Source organism: Butyrivibrio sp. WCE2006 (assembly GCF_000701985.1).
In the GTDB taxonomy this organism is placed as follows: Bacteria; Bacillota; Clostridia; order Lachnospirales; family Lachnospiraceae; genus Butyrivibrio.
Map to the genome: position 1 here is coordinate 81,395 of NZ_JNKH01000004.1, position 20,651 is coordinate 102,045.

14 protein-coding genes and 2 riboswitches are annotated in these 20,651 nt (G+C 38.5%); of the genes, 10 read left to right on the forward strand and 4 right to left on the reverse strand.

Translation table 11 applies throughout. The annotated features are described in order from the left end of the window. Positions 1–144: 144 nt before the first annotated feature. The 4 genes from T501_RS04595 to T501_RS04610 form a co-directional block, all read right to left on the reverse strand. The gene (locus tag T501_RS04595) at positions 145–1,014 is read right to left on the reverse strand and encodes a carbohydrate ABC transporter permease (protein WP_026509666.1); all 870 of its coding nucleotides are present in this window, start codon (positions 1,012–1,014) and stop codon (positions 145–147) included. Beyond that, positions 1,014–2,066 (reverse strand): carbohydrate ABC transporter permease, encoded by a 1,053-nt coding sequence (locus T501_RS04600; protein WP_026509667.1) that lies wholly within the window; start codon positions 2,064–2,066, stop codon positions 1,014–1,016. The genes T501_RS04595 and T501_RS04600 overlap by 1 nt, the downstream gene beginning before the upstream one ends. Before the next feature lie 134 nt (positions 2,067–2,200). After that, complete coding sequence (locus T501_RS04605) at positions 2,201–3,583, reverse strand: ABC transporter substrate-binding protein (RefSeq protein WP_044913585.1); 1,383 nt, start codon at positions 3,581–3,583, stop codon at positions 2,201–2,203. A 406-nt stretch (positions 3,584–3,989) separates the two neighbouring features. After that, positions 3,990–5,003: a LacI family DNA-binding transcriptional regulator gene (locus T501_RS04610; RefSeq protein WP_044913587.1), complete on the reverse strand. Its 1,014-nt coding sequence runs from the start codon at positions 5,001–5,003 to the stop codon at positions 3,990–3,992. Positions 5,004–5,170: 167 nt separating this feature from the next. On the opposite strand from T501_RS04610, the gene T501_RS04615 reads away from it, so the two are divergent. The 10 genes from T501_RS04615 to lepB all read left to right on the forward strand — a co-directional run bounded on the left by T501_RS04615 (position 5,171) and on the right by lepB (position 20,648). Then, positions 5,171–6,145, forward strand: coding sequence for a nucleoside/nucleotide kinase family protein (locus T501_RS04615; RefSeq protein ID WP_330376990.1), 975 nt, complete (start codon positions 5,171–5,173; stop codon positions 6,143–6,145). A gap of 148 nt (positions 6,146–6,293) precedes the next feature. Next, positions 6,294–8,012, forward strand: a complete 1,719-nt coding sequence (locus tag T501_RS04620) for an alpha-amylase family protein (RefSeq protein WP_044913588.1) — start codon at positions 6,294–6,296, stop codon at positions 8,010–8,012. Between the two features lie 231 nt (positions 8,013–8,243). Continuing rightward, the gene (locus tag T501_RS04625) at positions 8,244–9,536 is read left to right on the forward strand and encodes an adenylosuccinate synthase (protein ID WP_044913589.1); all 1,293 of its coding nucleotides are present in this window, start codon (positions 8,244–8,246) and stop codon (positions 9,534–9,536) included. A 107-nt stretch (positions 9,537–9,643) separates the two neighbouring features. Continuing rightward, the gene (locus T501_RS22020) at positions 9,644–10,543 is read left to right on the forward strand and encodes an HAD family hydrolase (protein ID WP_242832951.1); all 900 of its coding nucleotides are present in this window, start codon (positions 9,644–9,646) and stop codon (positions 10,541–10,543) included. A gap of 251 nt (positions 10,544–10,794) precedes the next feature. Then, on the forward strand, positions 10,795–11,328 hold the full coding sequence (gene infC / locus T501_RS04635) for a translation initiation factor IF-3 (protein ID WP_242832954.1): 534 nt from the start codon (positions 10,795–10,797) through the stop codon (positions 11,326–11,328). Positions 11,329–11,461: 133 nt separating this feature from the next. Next, positions 11,462–11,662, forward strand: coding sequence for a 50S ribosomal protein L35 (rpmI, locus tag T501_RS04640; RefSeq protein ID WP_026509675.1), 201 nt, complete (start codon positions 11,462–11,464; stop codon positions 11,660–11,662). A gap of 48 nt (positions 11,663–11,710) precedes the next feature. Then, on the forward strand, positions 11,711–12,067 hold the full coding sequence (gene rplT, locus T501_RS04645) for a 50S ribosomal protein L20 (RefSeq protein WP_022760515.1): 357 nt from the start codon (positions 11,711–11,713) through the stop codon (positions 12,065–12,067). A gap of 336 nt (positions 12,068–12,403) precedes the next feature. Beyond that, positions 12,404–12,485: riboswitch (cyclic di-GMP riboswitch) on the forward strand. A gap of 113 nt (positions 12,486–12,598) precedes the next feature. Beyond that, a complete protein-coding gene (locus tag T501_RS04650) occupies positions 12,599–18,142 on the forward strand; it encodes a SpaA isopeptide-forming pilin-related protein (protein WP_044913593.1) in 5,544 nt (1,847 codons plus the stop codon). Positions 18,143–18,470: 328 nt separating this feature from the next. Then, positions 18,471–18,551: riboswitch (cyclic di-GMP riboswitch) on the forward strand. A gap of 308 nt (positions 18,552–18,859) precedes the next feature. After that, on the forward strand, positions 18,860–19,768 hold the full coding sequence (locus T501_RS04655; protein ID WP_044913594.1) for a coiled-coil domain-containing protein: 909 nt from the start codon (positions 18,860–18,862) through the stop codon (positions 19,766–19,768). A 196-nt stretch (positions 19,769–19,964) separates the two neighbouring features. Beyond that, positions 19,965–20,648: a signal peptidase I gene (gene lepB / locus T501_RS04660; RefSeq protein ID WP_044913595.1), complete on the forward strand. Its 684-nt coding sequence runs from the start codon at positions 19,965–19,967 to the stop codon at positions 20,646–20,648. Positions 20,649–20,651 lie beyond the last annotated feature (3 nt).

A 20,651-nucleotide genomic window follows, 5' to 3' on the forward strand; every position in this document is an offset into this window, starting at 1 on the left:
TTAAAGAAATAACAAAAGAACCTGACAGCGGCGAAACTGTCAGGTTCTTTTTAACTTTAAGTGTTGCCAAAGCAACTGCGCACGGCGCGAGAATTTCGCTTGCGAAATTCTTATACATGGAAATGGGTTAGTAAGCTAAGATTATCAACCCTTTACAGCACCTTCGATCATACCTTCCATAATCTGCTTCTGAGCGATAAGGAAGAGAATAACCATAGGCAGGATTGCGAGAAGTGCAGCTGCCAGGATCAGGTTCCACTGTTTTACATAAGAACCTACAAAAGCCTGAACTGCAACAGGAAGTGTCTTAACAGGTCCGTTCTGACCAAGCATCATTGAAGGCAGAAGGTAATCGTTCCAGATCCACATACCGTTAAGAATTGTTACTGTAGTAATAACGGGAGAGAGGAGAGGGAAGATTACTTTGAAGAATACCTGCTCAGGTGAGCATCCATCGATTGATGCTGCTTCTTCAAGATCAAAAGGAATTCCCTTTATAAATCCTACAAGAATAAATACTGTCATTGCACCACCGAATCCAAGGTAAGCAAATACTATACCGGGTACGGATTTCAGCATTGGAATGCCAACAAACTTACCTACATCTCTGAAAGTGGAGATAAGAGGAAGCATTACTACCTGGAAAGGAATGATCATTGATGCGATGAATGTAAAGTAAATTACATTTGACCATGCTGTTTTATTACGGCAGATAACCCATGCGGCCATTGATCCAAGTACTGCCAAAAGTACAAGTGACAGAATTGTTATAATAGCTGAATATCCAAAGGTCTGCCAGAAAGTAAAGCTCTTGTTGTTTATAACATCATTCATATTTTGTGCAAACTGTCCGAATGAAACACCGTTAAATCCGATAGGATTTGAGGTAATGTCTGCAGACTGTTTAAAAGAGTTTACACAAACAAGAAAGAAGGGAAACAGAACATATGCAGCGATAATAATTGCTATGATAAGTCTGATTACAACGCTTGAAGTTTTTTCTTTTGTATGCATTATAATTCAACCTCCTTCTTATTAGATATGCGAACCTGAAGAATAGATACACATGCGAGAATGATAAAGAACAGAACGGCCTTAGCTTCACCGAATGCATATTCATTCTTGATAACTGCTGTGTTGTAAATATTAAGTGCAAGCATCTCAGTACCATTTGTAAGATAGTTATCAAAGATATCAACTGAGCCTGTACCATTTGTAAGTGCAAGGTTTACATCGAACTGCTTGAATGCACTTGTAAGTGTAAGGAATGTACAAATTGTAATTGTAGGAGCAATCATAGGAATCTTGATTTCAAAAAGAGTCTGAAGAGGATTTGCTCCATCGATGGCAGATGCCTCAAGTACATCACCGGGAATTGTGTTAAGACCTGTGATATAGATAAGCATTATATAACCTGCATACTGCCAGATATATACGATAATAATAGCCATAAATGCTGTTTTTGTATCCGCAAGCATAGAGTACTGGGTCTTTAATAATTCTGTAACAACGTTACTGAAAATGAAGTTCCAGATATAGCCTAGTACGATACCTCCGATAAGGTTCGGAAGGAAATAAGCGGCTCTGAAGAAGCCAAGTCCTTTTATTCTGGATGTGCAAAGAAGAGCAAGTAAAAATGCTACCAGATTTACAAGGATCATATTAAATACTACGAAAAGAAATGTGATGAATATTGACCACAGGAAGCTTGCCTGTGTGAACATTCTGGTGTAGTTTGAAACACCGATTACGTTCTTAACTCTGATTCCATCCCAGTCTGTAAAGGAATAACCAATACCAAGAACAAGAGGAATGATAACTGTTACCGCAAAAGCAAAAAGAAGCGGGAACAGGAAAATAATATTAATGATCGTACGATGATGTTTGATAGTAGGATAGAAGTATAAACCTGCAATGATTCCAACAGCCCCAAGCACTAAAGTAGCTCCGCGATACGATACATCCGATCCCTTAATATCCATCGCCAGAGACCATATTACAAGTGCAACACCGGCAATCATGAGTAGGATTGACATTACTTGCTTACTAGCAGATGGTGTTTTCATAAACTTAATCTCCTTTAATTATTGAAGGAGGCTCTTTGCTTTTTGCCCCAAATTGTAAAGATACTAACAAAAATTGTATTTTTGAATAATAGGGGGGCAGAGCATTTAGCCCTGCCCCGGTTGTCTATTTTCTATTAGTTATTGTAATAGCCTGTAATAACCTTAGAAATCTTGTCTGTGAACTCAGCAGCGTCTGCAATTGTTCCCTTAGCATAATCTGCGAATACCTGACATGTCTCGTTCTGGAGACCGTCCTTCTTAAGCATTGTGTGCCATCCGCTGTAGTTGCCTGCATCGATATAGCTCTTCATGCTCTTGTAGAAAGGATTGGTTGCTTCATACTGGCAATCATCGAAAGGAGATACAAGACCAGCCTTATTTACAAGGATATCCTGAGCTGAATCACCTGCGCACCAGTTGAAGAATGTCTTAGCTGCGTCAACGTTACCGTCCTTGTAAGCTACCCAGTATGACGGAGGACCAGCGATGATTGTGTTGATGCCATCCTCAAATGCATAAGGAGCAAAACCAACTTCGAAGCTTACATCTTCAGGAGATGTTACACACCAGTTACCCTGTGTGATGAATGCATATTTGCCTTCCTTGAAGCCTGCAACCTGATTATCATATGTACCGTCTACAAGAAGGTTAGGATCTGAATACTGATTCATCATGCCGATGAACTCAGCAAACTTTGTCATTCTGTCTGTATCGATCTTACCACCGTCATTAAGCATGTCGATGTAAGTTGTGTCGTCAGCCTTAAGACCTGCATCAAGATACTGACCAAATACATGTGTACCTGAAGACCATCCAAGGTTTGCAGGCTCTGCACACCAGCCAAATACTGCTGTGATGCCAAGCTCATCCTTCTTGGAATCAAGTGTTTCACAAGCGCTCTTCCAAGCATCAGGGCTTGTAAGAGAAGCGGGATCAACACCTGCAGCGCTAAGAACGTCTGCGTTGTAGCCAAGAGCTGTAGCTTCTACTGTGTAAGGGAAGCCGATTGTGCCCATGTTCTCATCAACAAGTTCGAAACCTGTCTTATCTGTCCATTCTTCACCGGCAAGGTCAGCAAGCATGCCGTCCCATGTAGCAGCCTGGTTAGCTTCGATAACGAAGATGTCAGGCATGTTGTCAGCCTGGTACATTTTCTTGAGCTCATCACTGGCATTTGTGTCACCACCGATTGTCTCGATAGAAACTTCATTACCGGTCTCAGTCTTGTAAAGCTCAGCGAGCTCTAAAAGCTGATCGTTGATCTCAGGCTTACCATTAAGAAGACGAATAGCACCGGCTGATGCTGTAGAATCAGATGATTCCTCAGTAGCTGTCTCCTCAGTAGCTGCTTCCTCTGTGGATTCCTCTGTGGATTCCTCAGTAGTTGTTTCTTCTGCAGCAGTCTCGTCAGTAGATGCTGTAGTGTCAGATGCTGTGTCAGCGCTTGAGCCTCCACAAGCTGTCATGCTAAGAACCATTGTTCCAGCAAGAAGAATAGATAATACTTTCTTTTTCATGTTACCCTCCTTATTGTGCACTTTGCTAACCAAGTAAATTGGTTAGCGGTTACTTTTGCGCATAAGTTTTATGCTGAAATAAAAATACCACGCAAACTGGAAAATTACAAGTGAAAAAAGCAAACTTTTTCCGTATTTTATCACACCTTATGCGCGAAAGCTGATTATAACTGGCTTTGGGCAATTTTTAATAATTCTAAAAGTTTTATAAAAAAAGCAATGTGCATTAATATACACATTGCTCAAACGATTCAGAAATATACGATTTAATATTGTGTAGGTTGTATAGGTCTACAATTTCTTACAAACACAAAAAACGCTTCGGATGAATCTTATTATGTGAGGTAAATCTGCCGGATACACTAATTTGTACCAATGGATATGTAACAACTTAATATATTGTGTATCAGCTGATGGTTTTAACAGTATCGCGAATTATAAGCTCAGTTGGAAGCTGAATTTGCTTGGGAGTTTTTTCACCATTAATTCTCTTTAGGAGAACATCTGTAGCCATGATGCCTTTTTGCTTAACATTCTGATGAACAGTGGTAAGGGCAGGGCGGTGCAGCTGACCAAGAAGAGTGTCATCGAAACCGGCGATTGAGATATCATCCGGGACATGGATTCCTCTGTCCTCAAGTGCACACATAATCTGAACAGCATACAGATCTGAAACACACATTATTGCATCAAACTCCATTGCGCGTTTGCAAATATACTCCAGAGATTCATTTATTTCATCACTTCTGGGCTGAATCTTCAGGAACCAATCCTCCTCAAAATGAATGCCATTACCTTCAAGTGCATATTTATAACCGGAGAATCGCTCATAATCGACACCATTCATATTATCAGACAGGAAGGCTATTTTTTTATGACCTTGCTTAATCATATAGTTGACCATATCAAAGCAGCCCTGTCTGTCATTAAGTCCCACATTTATAAAATGCTTCAATCCTTCAATACTATAAGTATCGATGCAGACGATGGGCTTTTTATATTTCTCACTGACACGAATTCCGTCATCATCAATCATTCCGAATAGAAGAAGTCCATCTACGTTCCAGGTAGAAACGTGCCTCATGATCTCGTCGGTATCACGGGAAATATAAAGCATCATGAAATAGCCTGCATTCCTGATTGATTCCTCAATACCACCAATAAGCTCAGATACAAAAGGATCCATGAGCAGATTTTCATATTTATCAGCTCTTGCCTTAAGGGCAACTCCGATTATCTTGGATTCGTTCTGTGCAAGATTTCTTGCATTGATGTTGGGGACGTAATCAACTTTTTTCAGATAGTCCTCTACAATTTTTATCGTGGCAGGGGAGACCTCTCTGGTTTTCCCGTGAATCACGTTGGAAACTGTGGTGGTACTCATATTTAATTGCTTTGCAATCTCTTTAATTGTTATCATAAAAAACCATCACCAAAAAAATTTAACTTTACAAAAGTTTAAAAATGATTATAGTGTAAAAATATCACAGCAAAAATGCGCTGTCAAAATTCGAAAATGCACATAATATAAGAAACTTTTGCGTTAAAGTTGCAACAAATCAAATTTTTCTTTGAAAGGAATCCAGAATGAACACAGTTTACGGCAAAATAAACCCTATGAATGCGATTACACAGGAGATGGTAACATCACTAAGTGATAAAGTAATAGAAATCCCTGCTGATATTCCCCACGGCGATATGCCCGGAGATAAGATAGAGATTGGAGAGAGTCATATTGCCAAGGCTAAGACAATTTTCCCGTTGCTGCTTAAGGAGCTTTCCAAGGTTACAGCTGCTAACCCTTTTGGAAGAGCGGTTATTACAGTTTGCGGAGGATCAGGAGTAGGTAAATCTGAAATAGCATCACTGCTTTCATATATGCTTGAACAGTCTGGCATCGGAAGCTACACAATGTCAGGAGATAACTATCCTCACAGAATTCCTATGTACAATGACGCAGAGCGACTTCACACTTTCAGACAGTGTGGTATAAGAGGCATGGTCGATGGCGGTGCCATGAATGAAGAGAACTACAAAATAGTTAAAACTTTTCAGGAACAGAATGACGATGCAAATGCAGAGCATGTTAAGGAATATCCCTGGTTTGCTTCATATCTTGATGCAGGTAAGAAGGGACTTGATGCTTATCTTGGAACCCCTAATGAAACAGATTTTGCTGAAGTTGACACAATTCTTGCAGCATTTAAGAATGGTGCAGACAAGCTTTGGCTTAAGAGAATGGGAAGAGATGAGACAACTCTCTGGTACGATGAAGTTGATATGTCTAAGAAGCAGGTTCTTATTATTGAGTGGACACACGGAAATACAGACTGTATGAAAGAAGTTGATATTCCGATATTACTTAACTCCACTCCCCAGGAGACATTAGAGCATAGAAGAAGCCGTGCCCGCGATGGTAAGGTTGACAGTCCTTTCACAATGATGGTTCTTGAGCTTGAGCAGAACAAGCTGGTCGCACAGGCACATAAGGCTAAGATCATCGTAAGCAAGCAGGGCGAGATCATAAGCTATGATGAATTCAAAAAGCTTATGAATATTTAAAGTCAGATTTCTGAATGTAAGAAATTTGGCGATTTCTGAAAATAATTAAAGGGAATCATTGGATTATTCAAGCACTGTATCTTGAGAAAATATAACGATACTACGCCTTAATTAAAACGGTAAAAAGTGAAGTATGAAAGGAATATAAATGAGTAAATTTGTAGATAACGGTCCTATGCTTAATGCATATCCGGACAGCTGTGGCGGTACACTTGGTGACATAGTAACCATGCTTGAGAAGGAGGAGTTTAAGGACACATTCAGTTCTTTTTACATTCTTCCCAGCATTTATAACACAGATCTTGACAGAGGATTTTCTGTTATTGACTATGGCATCAATAAAGAACTTGGTTCAAAGAGTGATCTTGACAGACTTCGTGCACTTGGAATTGATCTTAAACTCGATTTTATTTTGAACCATGCTTCAGTTCTTTCACCTCAGTTTCAGGACTTACTTAAAAATGGTGAAAAATCTAAGTATGCTGACTTTTTCATAAACTGGAATAAATTCTGGGATGGCTGCGGAGAGATGACTCCTGAAGGTTACATTCAGCCTGATGAGAAATATATCAAGGATATGTTTTTCAGAAAGCCGGGACTTCCTATCCTTATGGTTCGCATGCCCGATGGAAAAGAGATTCCTTACTGGAACACTTTTTATCAGGAAGTTCAGTACAGAAGACCCGACGCTCAGGATATTATTGAAGCGGTAGAGGAGTACAAGGAAAAGAACGGCTCTGCTAATCCTGAAGAGGATAGACAGGGCGGCGGAAGATTACAGTATATGACTGCAGAGAGAATCGCAAAGATTGTCTGCGAAGGTCTTGATGAAGGCAAAAAGCCTGAGGAAATAGATTTTGGCAAATACGAAGAGTACCGTGATGCAGTTCTTGAGTATCTTGCAAATGGAAGAAAATATCTTGGTCAGATGGATCTGAACATAAAGTCTGATCTTGTTTGGGAACATTATGAGAATACTTTAAGGACCCTCTCTGAGTATGGTGCCGCAATAGTAAGACTTGATGCATTTGCTTATGCACCTAAGGAACCCGGCAAAAAGAATTTCCTTAACGAGCCTGATACATGGGATGTTCTTGAGAGAGTTAAGGGCATCGCTGATAAGAATAATCTCAGACTTCTTCCGGAAATACATGACAGCTACGGTGCAGGAATTTACGAGAAGGTTGCCGGCAAGGGCTACATGACCTATGACTTCTTCCTTCCCGGACTTCTAATTTATGCTATGGAGAAGAAGAACGGCGAAGTTCTTGCCAGATGGGCTAAAGAACTTATGGATAAAAACATCCGCGTCGTTAATATGCTCGGATGCCATGATGGTATACCGGTTCTTGATCTTAAGGGCTTTATTCCTGATGATGAGATTGAAAAGCTCATTGATGTGGTTGTTGGAAGAGGTGGCCTTGTAAAGAATCTTCACGGCCAGAAGAACATGTACTATCAGGTTAATTCTACATATTACAGTGCTCTTGGTGCAGAAGATAAGAAGATGCTTTTTGCAAGAGCAGTGCAGATGTTTATGCCCGGAAAGCCGCAGGTTTGGTATCTTGACCTTTTTGCAGGTGAAAATGATCACGAGGCTGTAAAGAGAGCAGGTGCAGGCGGACATAAGGAAATCAACCGTACCAATCTGACCAATGAACAGCTTGGAGAGCTTATGAATAAGCCGGTTGTTCAGAAGCAGCTTGAACTCTTGAGACTTAGAAACACAAATCCTGCATTTGGCTTCGAATCAAAGCTTACACTTGAGCAGGATGGCTCTGTTCTTAAATTCATATGGGAAAAAGATGGACACAGAGTAGCACTTAAGGCTGACTTTGCAACATATGATTACGAAATAGAGCAGTAAGTATACAGATTCCAAAAAGCAAAAGAGCGAGAAATGTACTATTATAGTCAATGGTACTGATTAAGAAGATAACAATATTTGAATTTAAGCTATTTTTCTTTAATATTGTGTTTTACTTATGAACCATTCTGTAGTATATTATCACTTGGTTAATTAGTAAATTCTTGTTATGGATATGAACATTCATTATGCTCATATCCATAATCATGTGAAGCAGAATGGAGAGATATCATGGTAAAAGCAGTAGTTGGAGCAAACTGGGGTGATGAGGGAAAAGGTAAGATCACAGATATGATGGCCGACCAGGCTGATGTGGTTGTACGTTTTCAGGGAGGCGCAAATGCAGGACATACCATAGTTAATCAATATGGCAAATTTGCACTTCACACACTTCCTTCAGGAGTATTTCATCAGAATATAACAAATATTATTGGAAACGGTGTTGCACTTAACATTCCTGTTCTTATCGGAGAACTTAAGAGCGTAACAGATAAGAATGTTCCGATGCCTAACCTTCTTATATCAGATCGATGCCAGATAGTTATGCCTTATCACATCCTTTTTGATCAGTATGAAGAGGAGAGACTTGGTGGAAAGTCATTTGGTTCAACCAAATCAGGCATCGCACCATTCTATTCAGATAAATATGCAAAGATCGGTTTCCAGGTTAATGAGCTTTTTGACGAGGAGCTTCTTAAAGAAAAGGTCGAGAGAGTTCTTGTAACAAAGAACATCCTTTTAAAAGAGCTTTATCATAAGCCTGAGATCAGCCCTGCAGAGCTTCTTGATACTCTTCATGAGTGGAGAGATATGGTTAAGCCTTATGTTGCTGATACAGCACTTTTCCTTGAGAAGGCAATCAAAGAGAACAAGACAGTTCTTCTTGAGGGTCAGCTTGGAACAATGAAAGATCCTGACCACGGAATTTATCCTATGGTTACATCATCTTCAACACTTGCAGCATACGGTGCAATAGGTGCAGGAATCGCTCCTTATGAGATCAAGCAGATTGTTGTAGTAAATAAAGCTTATTCATCAGCAGTTGGTGCAGGTGCATTTACTTCTGAAATCTTTGGTGATGAAGCAGATGAACTCAGAAGACGCGGTGGAGATGGCGGTGAGTACGGTGCTACTACTGGTCGTCCTCGTCGTATGGGATGGTATGACTGCGTAGCAAGTAAGTATGGTTGCAGACTTCAGGGTGCAACAGATGTTGCGTTCACTGTACTGGATGTACTTGGATATCTTGATGAGATTCCGGTATGCGTAGGCTATGAGATTGACGGCGAAGTTACTAAGGACTTCCCTGTAACACATCTTCTTGAGAAGGCTAAGCCTGTATATGAGACACTTCCCGGATGGAAGACTGACATCCGCGGAATTAAGAAGTATGAGGATCTTCCTGAGAACTGCCGCAAGTATATCGAGTTTATTGAGAAGGAAATCGGCTATCCGATCACAATGGTATCTAATGGTCCCGCAAGAGAGGATATCATCTATCGTGAGAGCCCTTTGAACAAATAAGTAATTATTCTGAATAAGTTTTTGTGTCTGAATTATATGTTTTAGGCATTTAAAGATTTCACCGGGCTGCCACGCTTGTGACAGCCCTTTATTATGGAGATAAAGCGATGGAAAATAATAAGACACCTATGTTTAAGCGTGTACTTGCGATTCTTGGGATAGTATTACTTCTTGGAGTTTATGTAGTGTTCTTCATTCAGGCTGTTTTTGGAAAAACAGGTCCTGGAAGCGCTTTTGCTGCCTGTGCTGCCGCGACTGTTGCAATCCCGATACTTGTCTGGCTTATTCTCTGGGTTTACACAGCACTTACAGGAAAGAGAACAGTAGCTTCAGCAGATCCATATGGAAGATTTGAATCCGATTCAGTTAGTGATTCTGGCGATAAATCAGAAGGAAAGAAGATTTCTACTGTAGTTTTTGATATCGGAAATGTACTGGTGGATTTCTGCTGGGAGGATTTCTTAAGGAATAAGGGTTTCCCGGAAGAAATGGTTCAGAGGATAGGAGATGCCAGTGTTCGCACTGATGAATGGAATGAATTCGACAGAGGTGTACTTGATACCAAAGGTATTGTTGATGGTTTTGTAAAAAACGATCCTTCCATAGAAAAGGAGATAAGAGATGCTTTTTCAGATTTTAGCGGACTTTTGAGAAAAAGAGAGCGCACGCTTCCCTGGATAAAGTCACTAAAAGAGAATGGATATAAGGTACTTGTACTTTCAAATTTCTCAAAGCAGGCCCTTGAAGCCAATCCCTTTATGAATGAGTTTCTTGATGAAGTGGATGGCGGAATCCTTAGCTACAGAGATAAAGTGATCAAGCCTGACCCGGCAATATTTAATCTGCTGACTGAACGCAATCATGTTAATCCTGAGGAATGTGTATTCATTGATGATACTGAGAAGAATATAGCAGCTGCAAAAGCACTTGGGTTTAATGGTATTGTATTTAAAAACTATGAACAGGTTGACTCTGAACTCAACAGACTTGGAGTTTGCTGGAACTGATATATGTCAGGATTAATTAGAAAAACAGTGGTAAAAAAGAATTACGATAATTATGTGAAAAATATATTGACATCAATTATCAATAGTGTTATTTTATTACAGTATGAAAACAAAGCAGAGGATTCCACTCTCACCCTGCGGCACAGCTGGCAGAGGTTAATACATTTTAAATAAGACATATATAGTTTGTCGTATTTTTTGAGTGTTAAGTGGATTCTTTTGCGAGAATCCATTTTTTATTGTTTCGTTTATTGAATTGGAGGTACAAAACAATTAGCAACAACGATTTATTCATCAATGAACAGATCAGAGACAAAGAGGTTCGAGTAATTGGGGCCGACAATGAGCAACTTGGAGTAATGTCAATCCAGGAAGCAAGAAGACTTGCAGATGAGGCAGGAGTTGATCTGGTTAAGATTGCTCCCAATGCAAAACCACCGGTATGTCGTATCGTTGACTATGGTAAGTTCAAATATGAACAGCTTCGCAAAGAGAAGGAAGCTCGTAAAAAGCAGAAGACAGTTGAAATTAAGGAAATCCGTTTGTCTCCCAATATTGATACAAACGATCTCAATACTAAGGTTAATTCTGCTAAGAAGTTTCTTGAAAAAGGAAACAGAGTAAAGGTAACACTTAGATTCAGAGGACGTGAGATGGCTCATATGGGTGCCAGCGTTCATATTCTTACAGATTTCGCTGAGGCACTTGGCGATGTGGCTGTAATTGATAAGCAGCCTAAGGTTGAGGGACGTAGTATGACCATGTTCCTTACAGAGAAGAAGTAATTTGTTTGTATCTCTTCAATAACCCAATAGGAGAGTTACATATATAGTAATTATTCAGCACCATGTTTATTGGATGATTACACTGCTAGAATAGCAGAGCATTTAGTATTTACAGCATAGGAGGATATTAGTTATGCAGCACAAGATGAAAACAAACAGATCTGCTGCCAAGCGTTTCAAGGTAACAGGCACAGGTAAGCTGATCCGTAACAAGGCGTATAAGCGTCACATTCTTACAAAGAAGTCTACAAAGAGAAAGAGAAATCTTAGACAGCAGGCAGTAGTTGATGCTACTAATGTTAAGACAATGAAGAAGATTCTGCCTTACGTTTAATCTTAAGAGCAGTACCAGTTATTCGAAAATATTTAGGAGGAAACCGAAATGGCAAGAATTAAAGGTGGCATGAACGCCAAGAAAAAGCATAAAAGAGTTTTAAAGCTCGCTAAGGGCTATAGAGGCGCTAGATCAAAACAGTACAGAGTTGCTAAGCAGTCAGTTATGAGAGCACTTACATCAGCTTTCGCTGGACGTAAGCAGAAGAAGAGAGATATGAGATCTCTTTGGATCACACGTATCAATGCAGCAGCTCGTCTTAATGGTATGTCTTATTCAAACCTTATGCACGGTCTTAAGCTTGCAGAGGTTGAGATCAACCGCAAGATGCTTGCTGAGATGGCTGTAAATGATCCTGAAGGATTCAAGACACTTACAGAGATCGCTAAGCAGAAGATCGCTTAATAGATATAGAGAATTAGGAGCAGTTATACAGGATTAACCTGTATAGCTGTTTTTTTTGATTTTCTCTTAGTGCGTTCAAAAAAGACAAGCTATTCATGAAAAATAAGTTAAATAGAGAGCCTTTGGAAACATTATACTTGGATAGCGTTTCCAAAGGCTTTTTTAGTGCGAATTCAGGAAACTATAAATGAAATTATTTTTTGAAGTTTTCCAAAAAGCATTGATTATTATTATCAAATGTTTTATGATATCAAACATGTTTGTTATGAAAAACGTTTTTTTATTAAATTAGAATTTACTGTTTTTATCAGGATATTTTTAGTAATTAAATAAGTTAGCTATTTGGGGCAAAGCTATCGCAAGATAGTGACGCAAAGCTAGAGGGTCTGTCATGAAGGGCAGATAGCCAGCTGCCTGCGCTAGGAAGCGTAGAATATGGTTTATTTTGCCTTGTTTGAATATCTGTTTCAAGCAAGGCTTTTTTTTATCATAAATTTCGCAAGCGAAATTCTTATTTGAGAAGGTGTTAAAATGTCAGGAAACAATAAGGTATTTGAAAAACTTCAGGAATATTCAGAAAGGCATACAACTCTTACTAAGTGGGTATATACAATGATAGTCGTTGCAATACTCATAACTACAGCGACTTTGTATGCGATGAATAAGTCAGCTTCCGCCGTAACGCAGGATGGTGCAGGGGATGTGGGTATGGTACTGAATAATTCTGAAGGAACAGCAGGCAATACCGGTGATGATACTGATCAAAATGCTCAAAGTGATTCAGACAGCGACTATCAATCAGATAGTGATGCTGCAGGAAATACCGGATCTGAAACCGATAGTGCATTAAATGATAATACTGATAATAACAATTCTGGAGATAGTGATGATATCTCGACAGATAGTGGTGAGGACAATGATGAAGAGAATTCATCAGAAATCGCCGGAGACAATGATGAAGGTATTTCAGTAGATGGCACTGGCAGTAATGGAGAGGATTCTGCATCAGGAATTACAGGGGATAATGGAGAGGATTCTGCATCAGGAATTACAGGGGATAATGGAGAGGATTCTGCATCAGAAATTACAGGGGATAATGGAGAGGATTCTGCATCAGGAATTACAGGGGATAATGGAGAGAATTCCACTTCAGGAAGTTCCGGGGATAACAAAGAAGATTTCTCTAATGGAAGCACTGTATATAATGATGTAAATACATCATCGAAAGGTGCTGGAAATGACACTGTAGAAGATACATCTGCAGAAAGTCAGGAAGCTCAGGATAGTTCTGATAGTGCAGACAAGTCCAAGGGGATCAATAGCAAGTCTGATTCAACGGAAAATGGTGGCGAAACTGATATACCGGAATCTGTTGATGTGGCAGAGTACATTACAAAAACTGTAATTGAACGAGAATTAGTAGATGGAAGCTGGGAAGAAATTGGTGAGGAAGATATAAGACCCGGTGACAGACTTAGAATAACAATCAAGTACATTCTTCCCAAGGAAGCTACTGTTAGTGACAACATTTATTATGAACTGCCTGAGCAGTATGGAGTAGCCGAGCCCCAGACAACACCTATAGAGAATGCTGATGCCAGTGCAGAGGTTACTGATGGAAATCAGATAAAAATACATTACAGTGATGAATATAAGAAAGAAACACTAAACGAAGTAATTTTTGATGATGATGATAAAAAATTAAACAATGGGACATCGACTGAAGCTACTACTGACAATAATGATGAAAAACTAAACAATGAGACATCGACTGAAGCTACCACTGAAAATGATGATGAAATAATAGAAAATGAGCTGCCGACTGAAGTTACTGCTGCAAGTGAAGAGACTACAGAAAGCAACGATGCTGTAAATGAAGATTCTCAGAAAACTAATGAGGATTCAAAAAGCAATGAGGATGTAAAAAACACTGAGGGCATTGATGATCTTTTAGGAAAAATATTTGTTATGACAGCCCATGCAGCATCAGATGAGACACAAGAGTCGGAATTTGTGGTCTATTCAAGTGTTGATGGAATGAAAATCAGAAATGTGACCATAACTAAAAATCCTGAAACACATTGGGAAAATGGTAACCTTGCTTATAGCGGAGGAACAGAAATAGAGTCCGGGGCACAGGTTAGTGTAAATGACACAATACTGTTTACTCTCGATTATCTGCTTGGAATAGGAACTATAAATGAAAATGACAGAGTCATTACATTTAACCTTGAGGAACGTGGAATTAAAGTAAAAGATGATGTTTCTGACTATATTTTTAATTCTGATAATGTAAAGGTTGGTACTTTTTCTGTAGCAAGAGGTACCGGAATTGTCACCTTTGACTTTTATGAGGAATTTGCTAAGCAGAATTCTTCACAGATCATTTATGGAAATTTTTACTTTACAGCGAAAGCAGACCTTGGCGAGAATGAGACAGAAAAGGATATAACCTATGACTTTGGTGACAAGCTTGTTTTCACAATAAGGTATATAAAAGACAGATATTATGATCTTTTCCTCACAAAAGATGTTAATTACAACAAAGAGACAAAAGAAGCGTCCTACAATATTGTTATAAGTACAAACCATGGTACTGATGGACCTGTATTATTAGAGGATATTATCAGAGTTTATAATAATAAAAATAATGATACAAATGAGAACCCGGATTTTGAGAATGAATTAGCCAAAAACGAATTATTCAAAAATCTTGTTGTTAAAGACAGTGATGGTGCGGAAATCGGTATCAATCCATCAATCGATGGCAGAAAAATGAGCATGACTCTGCCGGAGATGACTAAAGGGGAACGCTATACAATAACATATACATTTGATATGCCGGATTTCATAGTGAGTAATGGAACAGGGCTGAATTTAAAAAATGAAGCTCTGGCAAAAGATAATAGAAACAGCGCCAGTGATGTTGCGGAGATAAAGTTTAATGGTGAATTCCCTGATATAAATAAATGGGGAAATGTAGATAAAGCATCCAAGACCGTAACATGGAAAATCAGTTTAAATTCATCTAATAGAAATCTGAAGGGGTTTACTCTTACTGACTTTATACGGAAGATAGATGAGAAGAAAAATAATAAGAAAGTTACTCCTGATGTGGAAATAATGGTGGAGCCTGCTATTGATGGAAAAAACACTATTTCTTTAAAGGAGGGCTATACATTTTGGCATGATGATTATAATACGTATACTTTGACATATTCATATACTTATGATGAGTCACATCTTATTAATGGCAGAAAGCTTACTAATGAAGCATCAATAAGACTTGATCCAAATGACCCATCCACAGGCAAAGACGTGACAGCCTCTGTTGAAGTTGGAAACATAGAATATGTTTCAAAAAAGCATGGAGACATATCCTACGATCAGAACAATCCCGGGTGGGTTGATATGACCTGGAATATTACCCTGCTTGCTCCTATAAAGAACAATGAAGGCTGGGATAAATCCCAGTATTGGACATACTTTGATGAGATAATTGATGGCACACAGCTTATAACCGATGAACAATTTCAGATTCTTGAAAATAATCTGAAAGCTGCTCTTTCAAAAAGTGGTTACTCCGGTAAATATGAGATTATCAAAGAGAATAAATATAAAAGGGAAGTTGAAGGCAGAAAAGGCTACAAAGCATTTACGATAAAGTTTTATGGTGATCTGGATAAAAATGTAGAATTTTCTTATATATCATCCGGCTATACAACCATGAGTAAATCCGATGTCAGACTTTATAACAATGCAACTGTTCATGGGAAAACTGTGGGCGATAACATTCCTTTTGATATGATAAGACTTGGCAAGTCGGATGGAAGAGGGAATTCAAAGGAGTCAAGATATGACTATTATTCTGAGGACCTCTTTGGTGAGGGTATTCTTACATGGGTAATTAATCTGACATACCCGAAGAATACATCTTACAAAAATCTTGTTTTAACCGACACATTGCCAGATGATATTACACTTTTAAGCTGTGATGGGGAACAACATGGAGAAAAGATTCTTTATGGTGTTGAAATATCAACAAATAAATCTTTTCCAAGTGGCAAAACAATTGTATTGAATAGCCAGGCTGAAGCCTATGGACTTCATTATAATATTACAGATAAGACAATTTCGATAGATGTTACCCCTGGTGAGCTTTCGGATAAGCTTGTTAATGAGCTTTATATGTATGATAGTCCTTCAGCAGAGATATATGTGAGAGTGCGGGCAAAAATAAATGACTCTGTAGATTTTGAAAAAATCAAAGAGGGAACCTTTAGGAATACGGTTATTTTGGAAACAAAAGATAAGCAACAGCTGCTGGAAGCTTCTCAGACACAGATAATTACAAAGACTAAAAACATTATTAAGAAAACCAGCAATAAAAATCTTGCTGATGCTACAAATACCATTGAATACAGCATTGATGTTAACCCTAATGCTGCTGATCTTTTGTCCGGAGGTGACAGACTGACTTTGAAGGATACCTTTATATCAAAGGCGGATGGAAAAGTTACAGTTTCTCTTTTGCAAAATTCTATAGCAGTATATGAAGTAAGCAGGGAAAATGGTGAAGAAGTCCTTCGTGAACTGGGAAAGGATGAGTATTCCTACGAGGTATCATCTTATTCTAGCGAAACATCAGACTGGAATAAATATATTAATTCCGGACTTATATCATTTACGATTCCGGATGGAAAATATCTTAAAATCGTTTATAGATATACGTTTAATGGGGATCAGGGGACCCAGATAGAACTGTCAAATAGCGCTAAGCTAATAGGAATAGGCAATGATGGAAGCAGCTCTGAGGATAAAACCGAGTTCGCTGTTCAGAGAGTAGGAGCAGCAGCTAACACGAAAGGAATAGAAGTCTATAAGGTTGATAAGGATAATAATGGTTTAAAGCTGCCCGGAGCAAAGTTTAAGCTCTACATATGGACAAACAATCAAACAGGATGGAAGGAAATATCTGAACTTGACGGCACAAAAATTAATCTGGTAACAGGTGATGACGGCAAAATATCACTTAGTCCGTTGGTATTCAACACAGCTTATAAGCTTGAGGAAACAGAAGCACCTAAAGGATATTTAAAGAGCGATGAGCCTCTGGTGTTTTATGTGGGAGCAGCGGATAAGAACAAATATCCTATGAATTTGCCGGATAATTTTGCTGATCTGTTTGGAGTTGCTTATTCATCCGGACAGAAAGTGAACTTTGCGAATGTAAGTGAACATACCCGGATTAAGATTTCAAAATATTGGAAAAATACTGACAACGCAACGATCCCGAGTACAGTGACCTTTAATTTGAAGAGAATGTATCTAAAAGGAAATGACAGCAAAGGGGCGGCAACTTCATTCAAATCAGTCAATGTTGATAGCAGAGATCATAACAATTACATAATAGGATATACAGGTTTTCCTTTTGTAAGGACCGGTTCAGTACTTACATTTACCATTAAAGGTTTTAAGGATGAATGGAACACAACTATGCCATCTGTAAAAATCAATGGTAAAGAAGTGGATAAAAAAGAACTGGCAGCACTATTTGATAAAAGCGGAGGACAGGAAGTCAGGTATTCGATACCTGTGACTCAGAATCTGAATATTGTCATTAATTCTCTTGGATATGAGGAGATAGACTATACGAATCCGATTATAGAGACCCCGGAACCACAAAGAGGAGGGAAATCAGACTATGTTGAGGATGAGACTTTTTCAAAAGAAGTAAGGCTTTATGCTGAAAGCGGTTGGACAACAACACTTAATGATCTTGAGAAATATAGAAGTGAAGACGGAAAAAAATACGAGTATCTTTATTATATTTCAGAGGTTAATACAGTCTATTATTCTGTAGTTGAGGATGAATCCAGGATGGGACCAATTAATTCCGGCGAACTTTGGATAACAAATGACCGAAATGACGTTCCGGCATATAGACTTCCTGATACGGGAGGAATAGGAACAGACGGATTAATTTTTGGAGGACTGATATTTATGGTGGCGGCTGTATTCCTTAAAATGATGTATAGTAGGAAAAACAAAAAAGAAGTGAATAGCTGTAAATGATGCAATCTATTTATTTAATAGTGCGTTCAAGTATATGAAACATGATTGAGTAAAGGTATTGGAAACAGCCTGGTCTGAGTCAGATAAAATGCTTGTTTCCGGGTGAGATAAAATACGAGTCGGAATGATATGATTGCATGTCTTTCCAGCTCGTGTTTTTAAGGAGAAAACCAGAAATTATATGACTTGAATAAAAATTTTAAATCATGATAATACACTTGATTTTTATAATCAAATGATTTATCATAAAACAGCGCTGTGATGTAAAATAAGTTTTAATTATGATTTACATAATGGATATTGTAGTAGTTATTGTAATAAAATAGTTTTTATTCAAAGGCAAAGCTGCCGCAAGGTAGTGACGCAAAGCTACAGGGTCTGCCGATATGGCAGACAGCCAGTTGCCGACACTTGATAAGGTGAGAGTGCTTCTTATCCGGGGTGTTGAATTATTGTTACTAATGCCTTGTTTGAATAATCTTCAAACAGGGCTTTTTACTTAATTTTACGAAAAAAAATTAGAGCAATAATTAATGATTCCATTTTGCCGAACTAATGCTATAATATTTTATGCTTAATTATTAAAAAAATATAAATTATTTCTGATATTTGTATAAAATTATCTTTGATAGTTGAAATTAATACGATACGAATCGATTTTTCCAGGATATAGTTCATAAAAATGTGGACATATATATGCGTTAATCAAGGAGATATATGGCACAAAAAGAATTACGAAGGCTTAACAGAAAAGAGCTGCTGCAGATGCTCGTAGAGTTTTCAGAGGAAGCTGAAAGTATAAGAGAGCATGAAAAGGAGATGCAGGAGCAATTCGATAGAGAAAGAGAACAGCTTTTGGATCAGATGGCAAATGAGAGAGCAGAACTTCTTTCAAAGTTTGATGATGAAAAAGCTGAAATGAGAAGTAAGTTCGCAGAGCAGAAAAATGAATTGCTCGAACAGTTTGCAAGAGAGAAGGCTGCATATATACAGCAGGCTGCAAATGAGAGAGCAGCACTAATGGAAGGCTTCAATCAGGAAAAGGCTGAGATGCGCAAAAAATTCAATGAGCAGAAAGCAAAGTCGGAAGCACTTTTCCAAAAAGATATGATTGGACTTAGAGCAAGACACGACAGAGAGTTTAAAGGATTTCAGGCAAGACTGGAGAGAGAAAAAGCAGCTCTCCGGGAGGAAACCGATAAAAAGCTCAGGCAGATAGAATCCGCAGGAACACTTGCGGAAGCTGTACTTTCAATAAATGGATTTTTTGAGGCAGCACAGAAGGCTGCAATACAGTTCCAGGAGACGCTGAACAGTACAGAAGTTTTACAACAGGATGAGAGTAGTGCAGAACAGAAGTCATCCAAAAAGAAGGAAGCTCCTGAACTAACAAGAATCAAGAAACTAGCCGGAATCGGTCGCAAGAGCAGAGTTAAGGCCGGCATTGAGGATTCTGTCGGTAATGAAAACAGGGAGATACCAGAAGTTATTTGGGGAGAGGAAGCAGAAGCTGAAGATATAGAATTAAACGGAAGTGAGATCACAGATTCTGCAGAGACAAAAGTCAAAAGAAAAAGAACTACAAGAAAAAAAGTAGTCGAAGAAACATCTGAAAATAATATCTAATCTAATTTGTTTACATAAATGGAATTTGTAAATACTTAGTCAGACATAATTCATAAAAATTCCAATTTGTCAAGTGCGAATTTTGCATTAGCTTATGCATATTCAGTATACATTTAATGATAACAATTATTTATAATGTTGAAGTATCTTGCGCATAAAATACTTATGCGCATAAGGCAAGAAAAATAAAGGCATTATGAGCAAAGAAGTAGAAAATTTACCAAAAGAAAAAAATCAGACTGTACAATCTGACAGACCATCGTTAGATGAACTGAGAGCAGAACTAAAGCGGGAATACAGAAAAAGTGATTACAAGAGAACGCTTAGAAACACAATCATCGTAATCATAGTTGTGGCAGCTTTTTCAGTACTTGTATCCAGCTTTTTCATAACTGTACTCAGAGTAACAGGTGATAGTATGACGCCGACTCTTGAGACAGGGCAGATTGTTATTGCCAATAACTATGCAGAACTGAAGACCGGAGAGCTGATAGCGTTTTATTACAATAACAAGGTTCTTGTAAAAAGGGTTATAGGATCACCGGGAGACTGGATCAACATTGATGACAATGGAAGAGTCTCGGTTAACGGTGTCGAACTCGATGAGCCATATGTATCAGATTTTAGCCAGTATGCAGAATCAGTTGGTGAAGGAGATAAAATCACATTCCCATATCAGGTTCCTGATAAAAGGTACTTTGTTCTGGGAGATCATAGATCGGTATCAATAGACAGCAGATCTATGACAGTTGGTTGCGTCTCTGCAGAACAGCTGATAGGCGGAGTGTTCTTCAGACTTTATCCATTTAAGGATTTTGGCGGTATCGAGAGTAAGGCGAGTACCGGTACTGAGAACATGGAAGAGCCGGAATTGCAGTAATTG

Bases quoted from the DNA above. Each gene is read 5' to 3' on its own strand.
- T501_RS04595 (WP_026509666.1), bottom strand. From the start codon at position 1,014: ATGCATACAAAAGAAAAAACTTCAAGCGTTGTAATCAGACTTATCATA.
- T501_RS04600 (WP_026509667.1), bottom strand. From the start codon at position 2,066: ATGAAAACACCATCTGCTAGTAAGCAAGTAATGTCAATCCTACTCATG.
- T501_RS04605 (WP_044913585.1), bottom strand. From the start codon at position 3,583: ATGAAAAAGAAAGTATTATCTATTCTTCTTGCTGGAACAATGGTTCTT.
- T501_RS04610 (WP_044913587.1), bottom strand. From the start codon at position 5,003: ATGATAACAATTAAAGAGATTGCAAAGCAATTAAATATGAGTACCACC.
- T501_RS04615 (WP_330376990.1), top strand. From the start codon at position 5,171: ATGAACACAGTTTACGGCAAAATAAACCCTATGAATGCGATTACACAG.
- T501_RS04620 (WP_044913588.1), top strand. From the start codon at position 6,294: ATGAGTAAATTTGTAGATAACGGTCCTATGCTTAATGCATATCCGGAC.
- T501_RS04625 (WP_044913589.1), top strand. From the start codon at position 8,244: ATGGTAAAAGCAGTAGTTGGAGCAAACTGGGGTGATGAGGGAAAAGGT.
- T501_RS22020 (WP_242832951.1), top strand. From the start codon at position 9,644: ATGGAAAATAATAAGACACCTATGTTTAAGCGTGTACTTGCGATTCTT.
- rpmI (WP_026509675.1), top strand. From the start codon at position 11,462: ATGCAGCACAAGATGAAAACAAACAGATCTGCTGCCAAGCGTTTCAAG.
- rplT (WP_022760515.1), top strand. From the start codon at position 11,711: ATGGCAAGAATTAAAGGTGGCATGAACGCCAAGAAAAAGCATAAAAGA.
- T501_RS04650 (WP_044913593.1), top strand. From the start codon at position 12,599: ATGTCAGGAAACAATAAGGTATTTGAAAAACTTCAGGAATATTCAGAA.
- T501_RS04655 (WP_044913594.1), top strand. From the start codon at position 18,860: ATGGCACAAAAAGAATTACGAAGGCTTAACAGAAAAGAGCTGCTGCAG.
- lepB (WP_044913595.1), top strand. From the start codon at position 19,965: ATGAGCAAAGAAGTAGAAAATTTACCAAAAGAAAAAAATCAGACTGTA.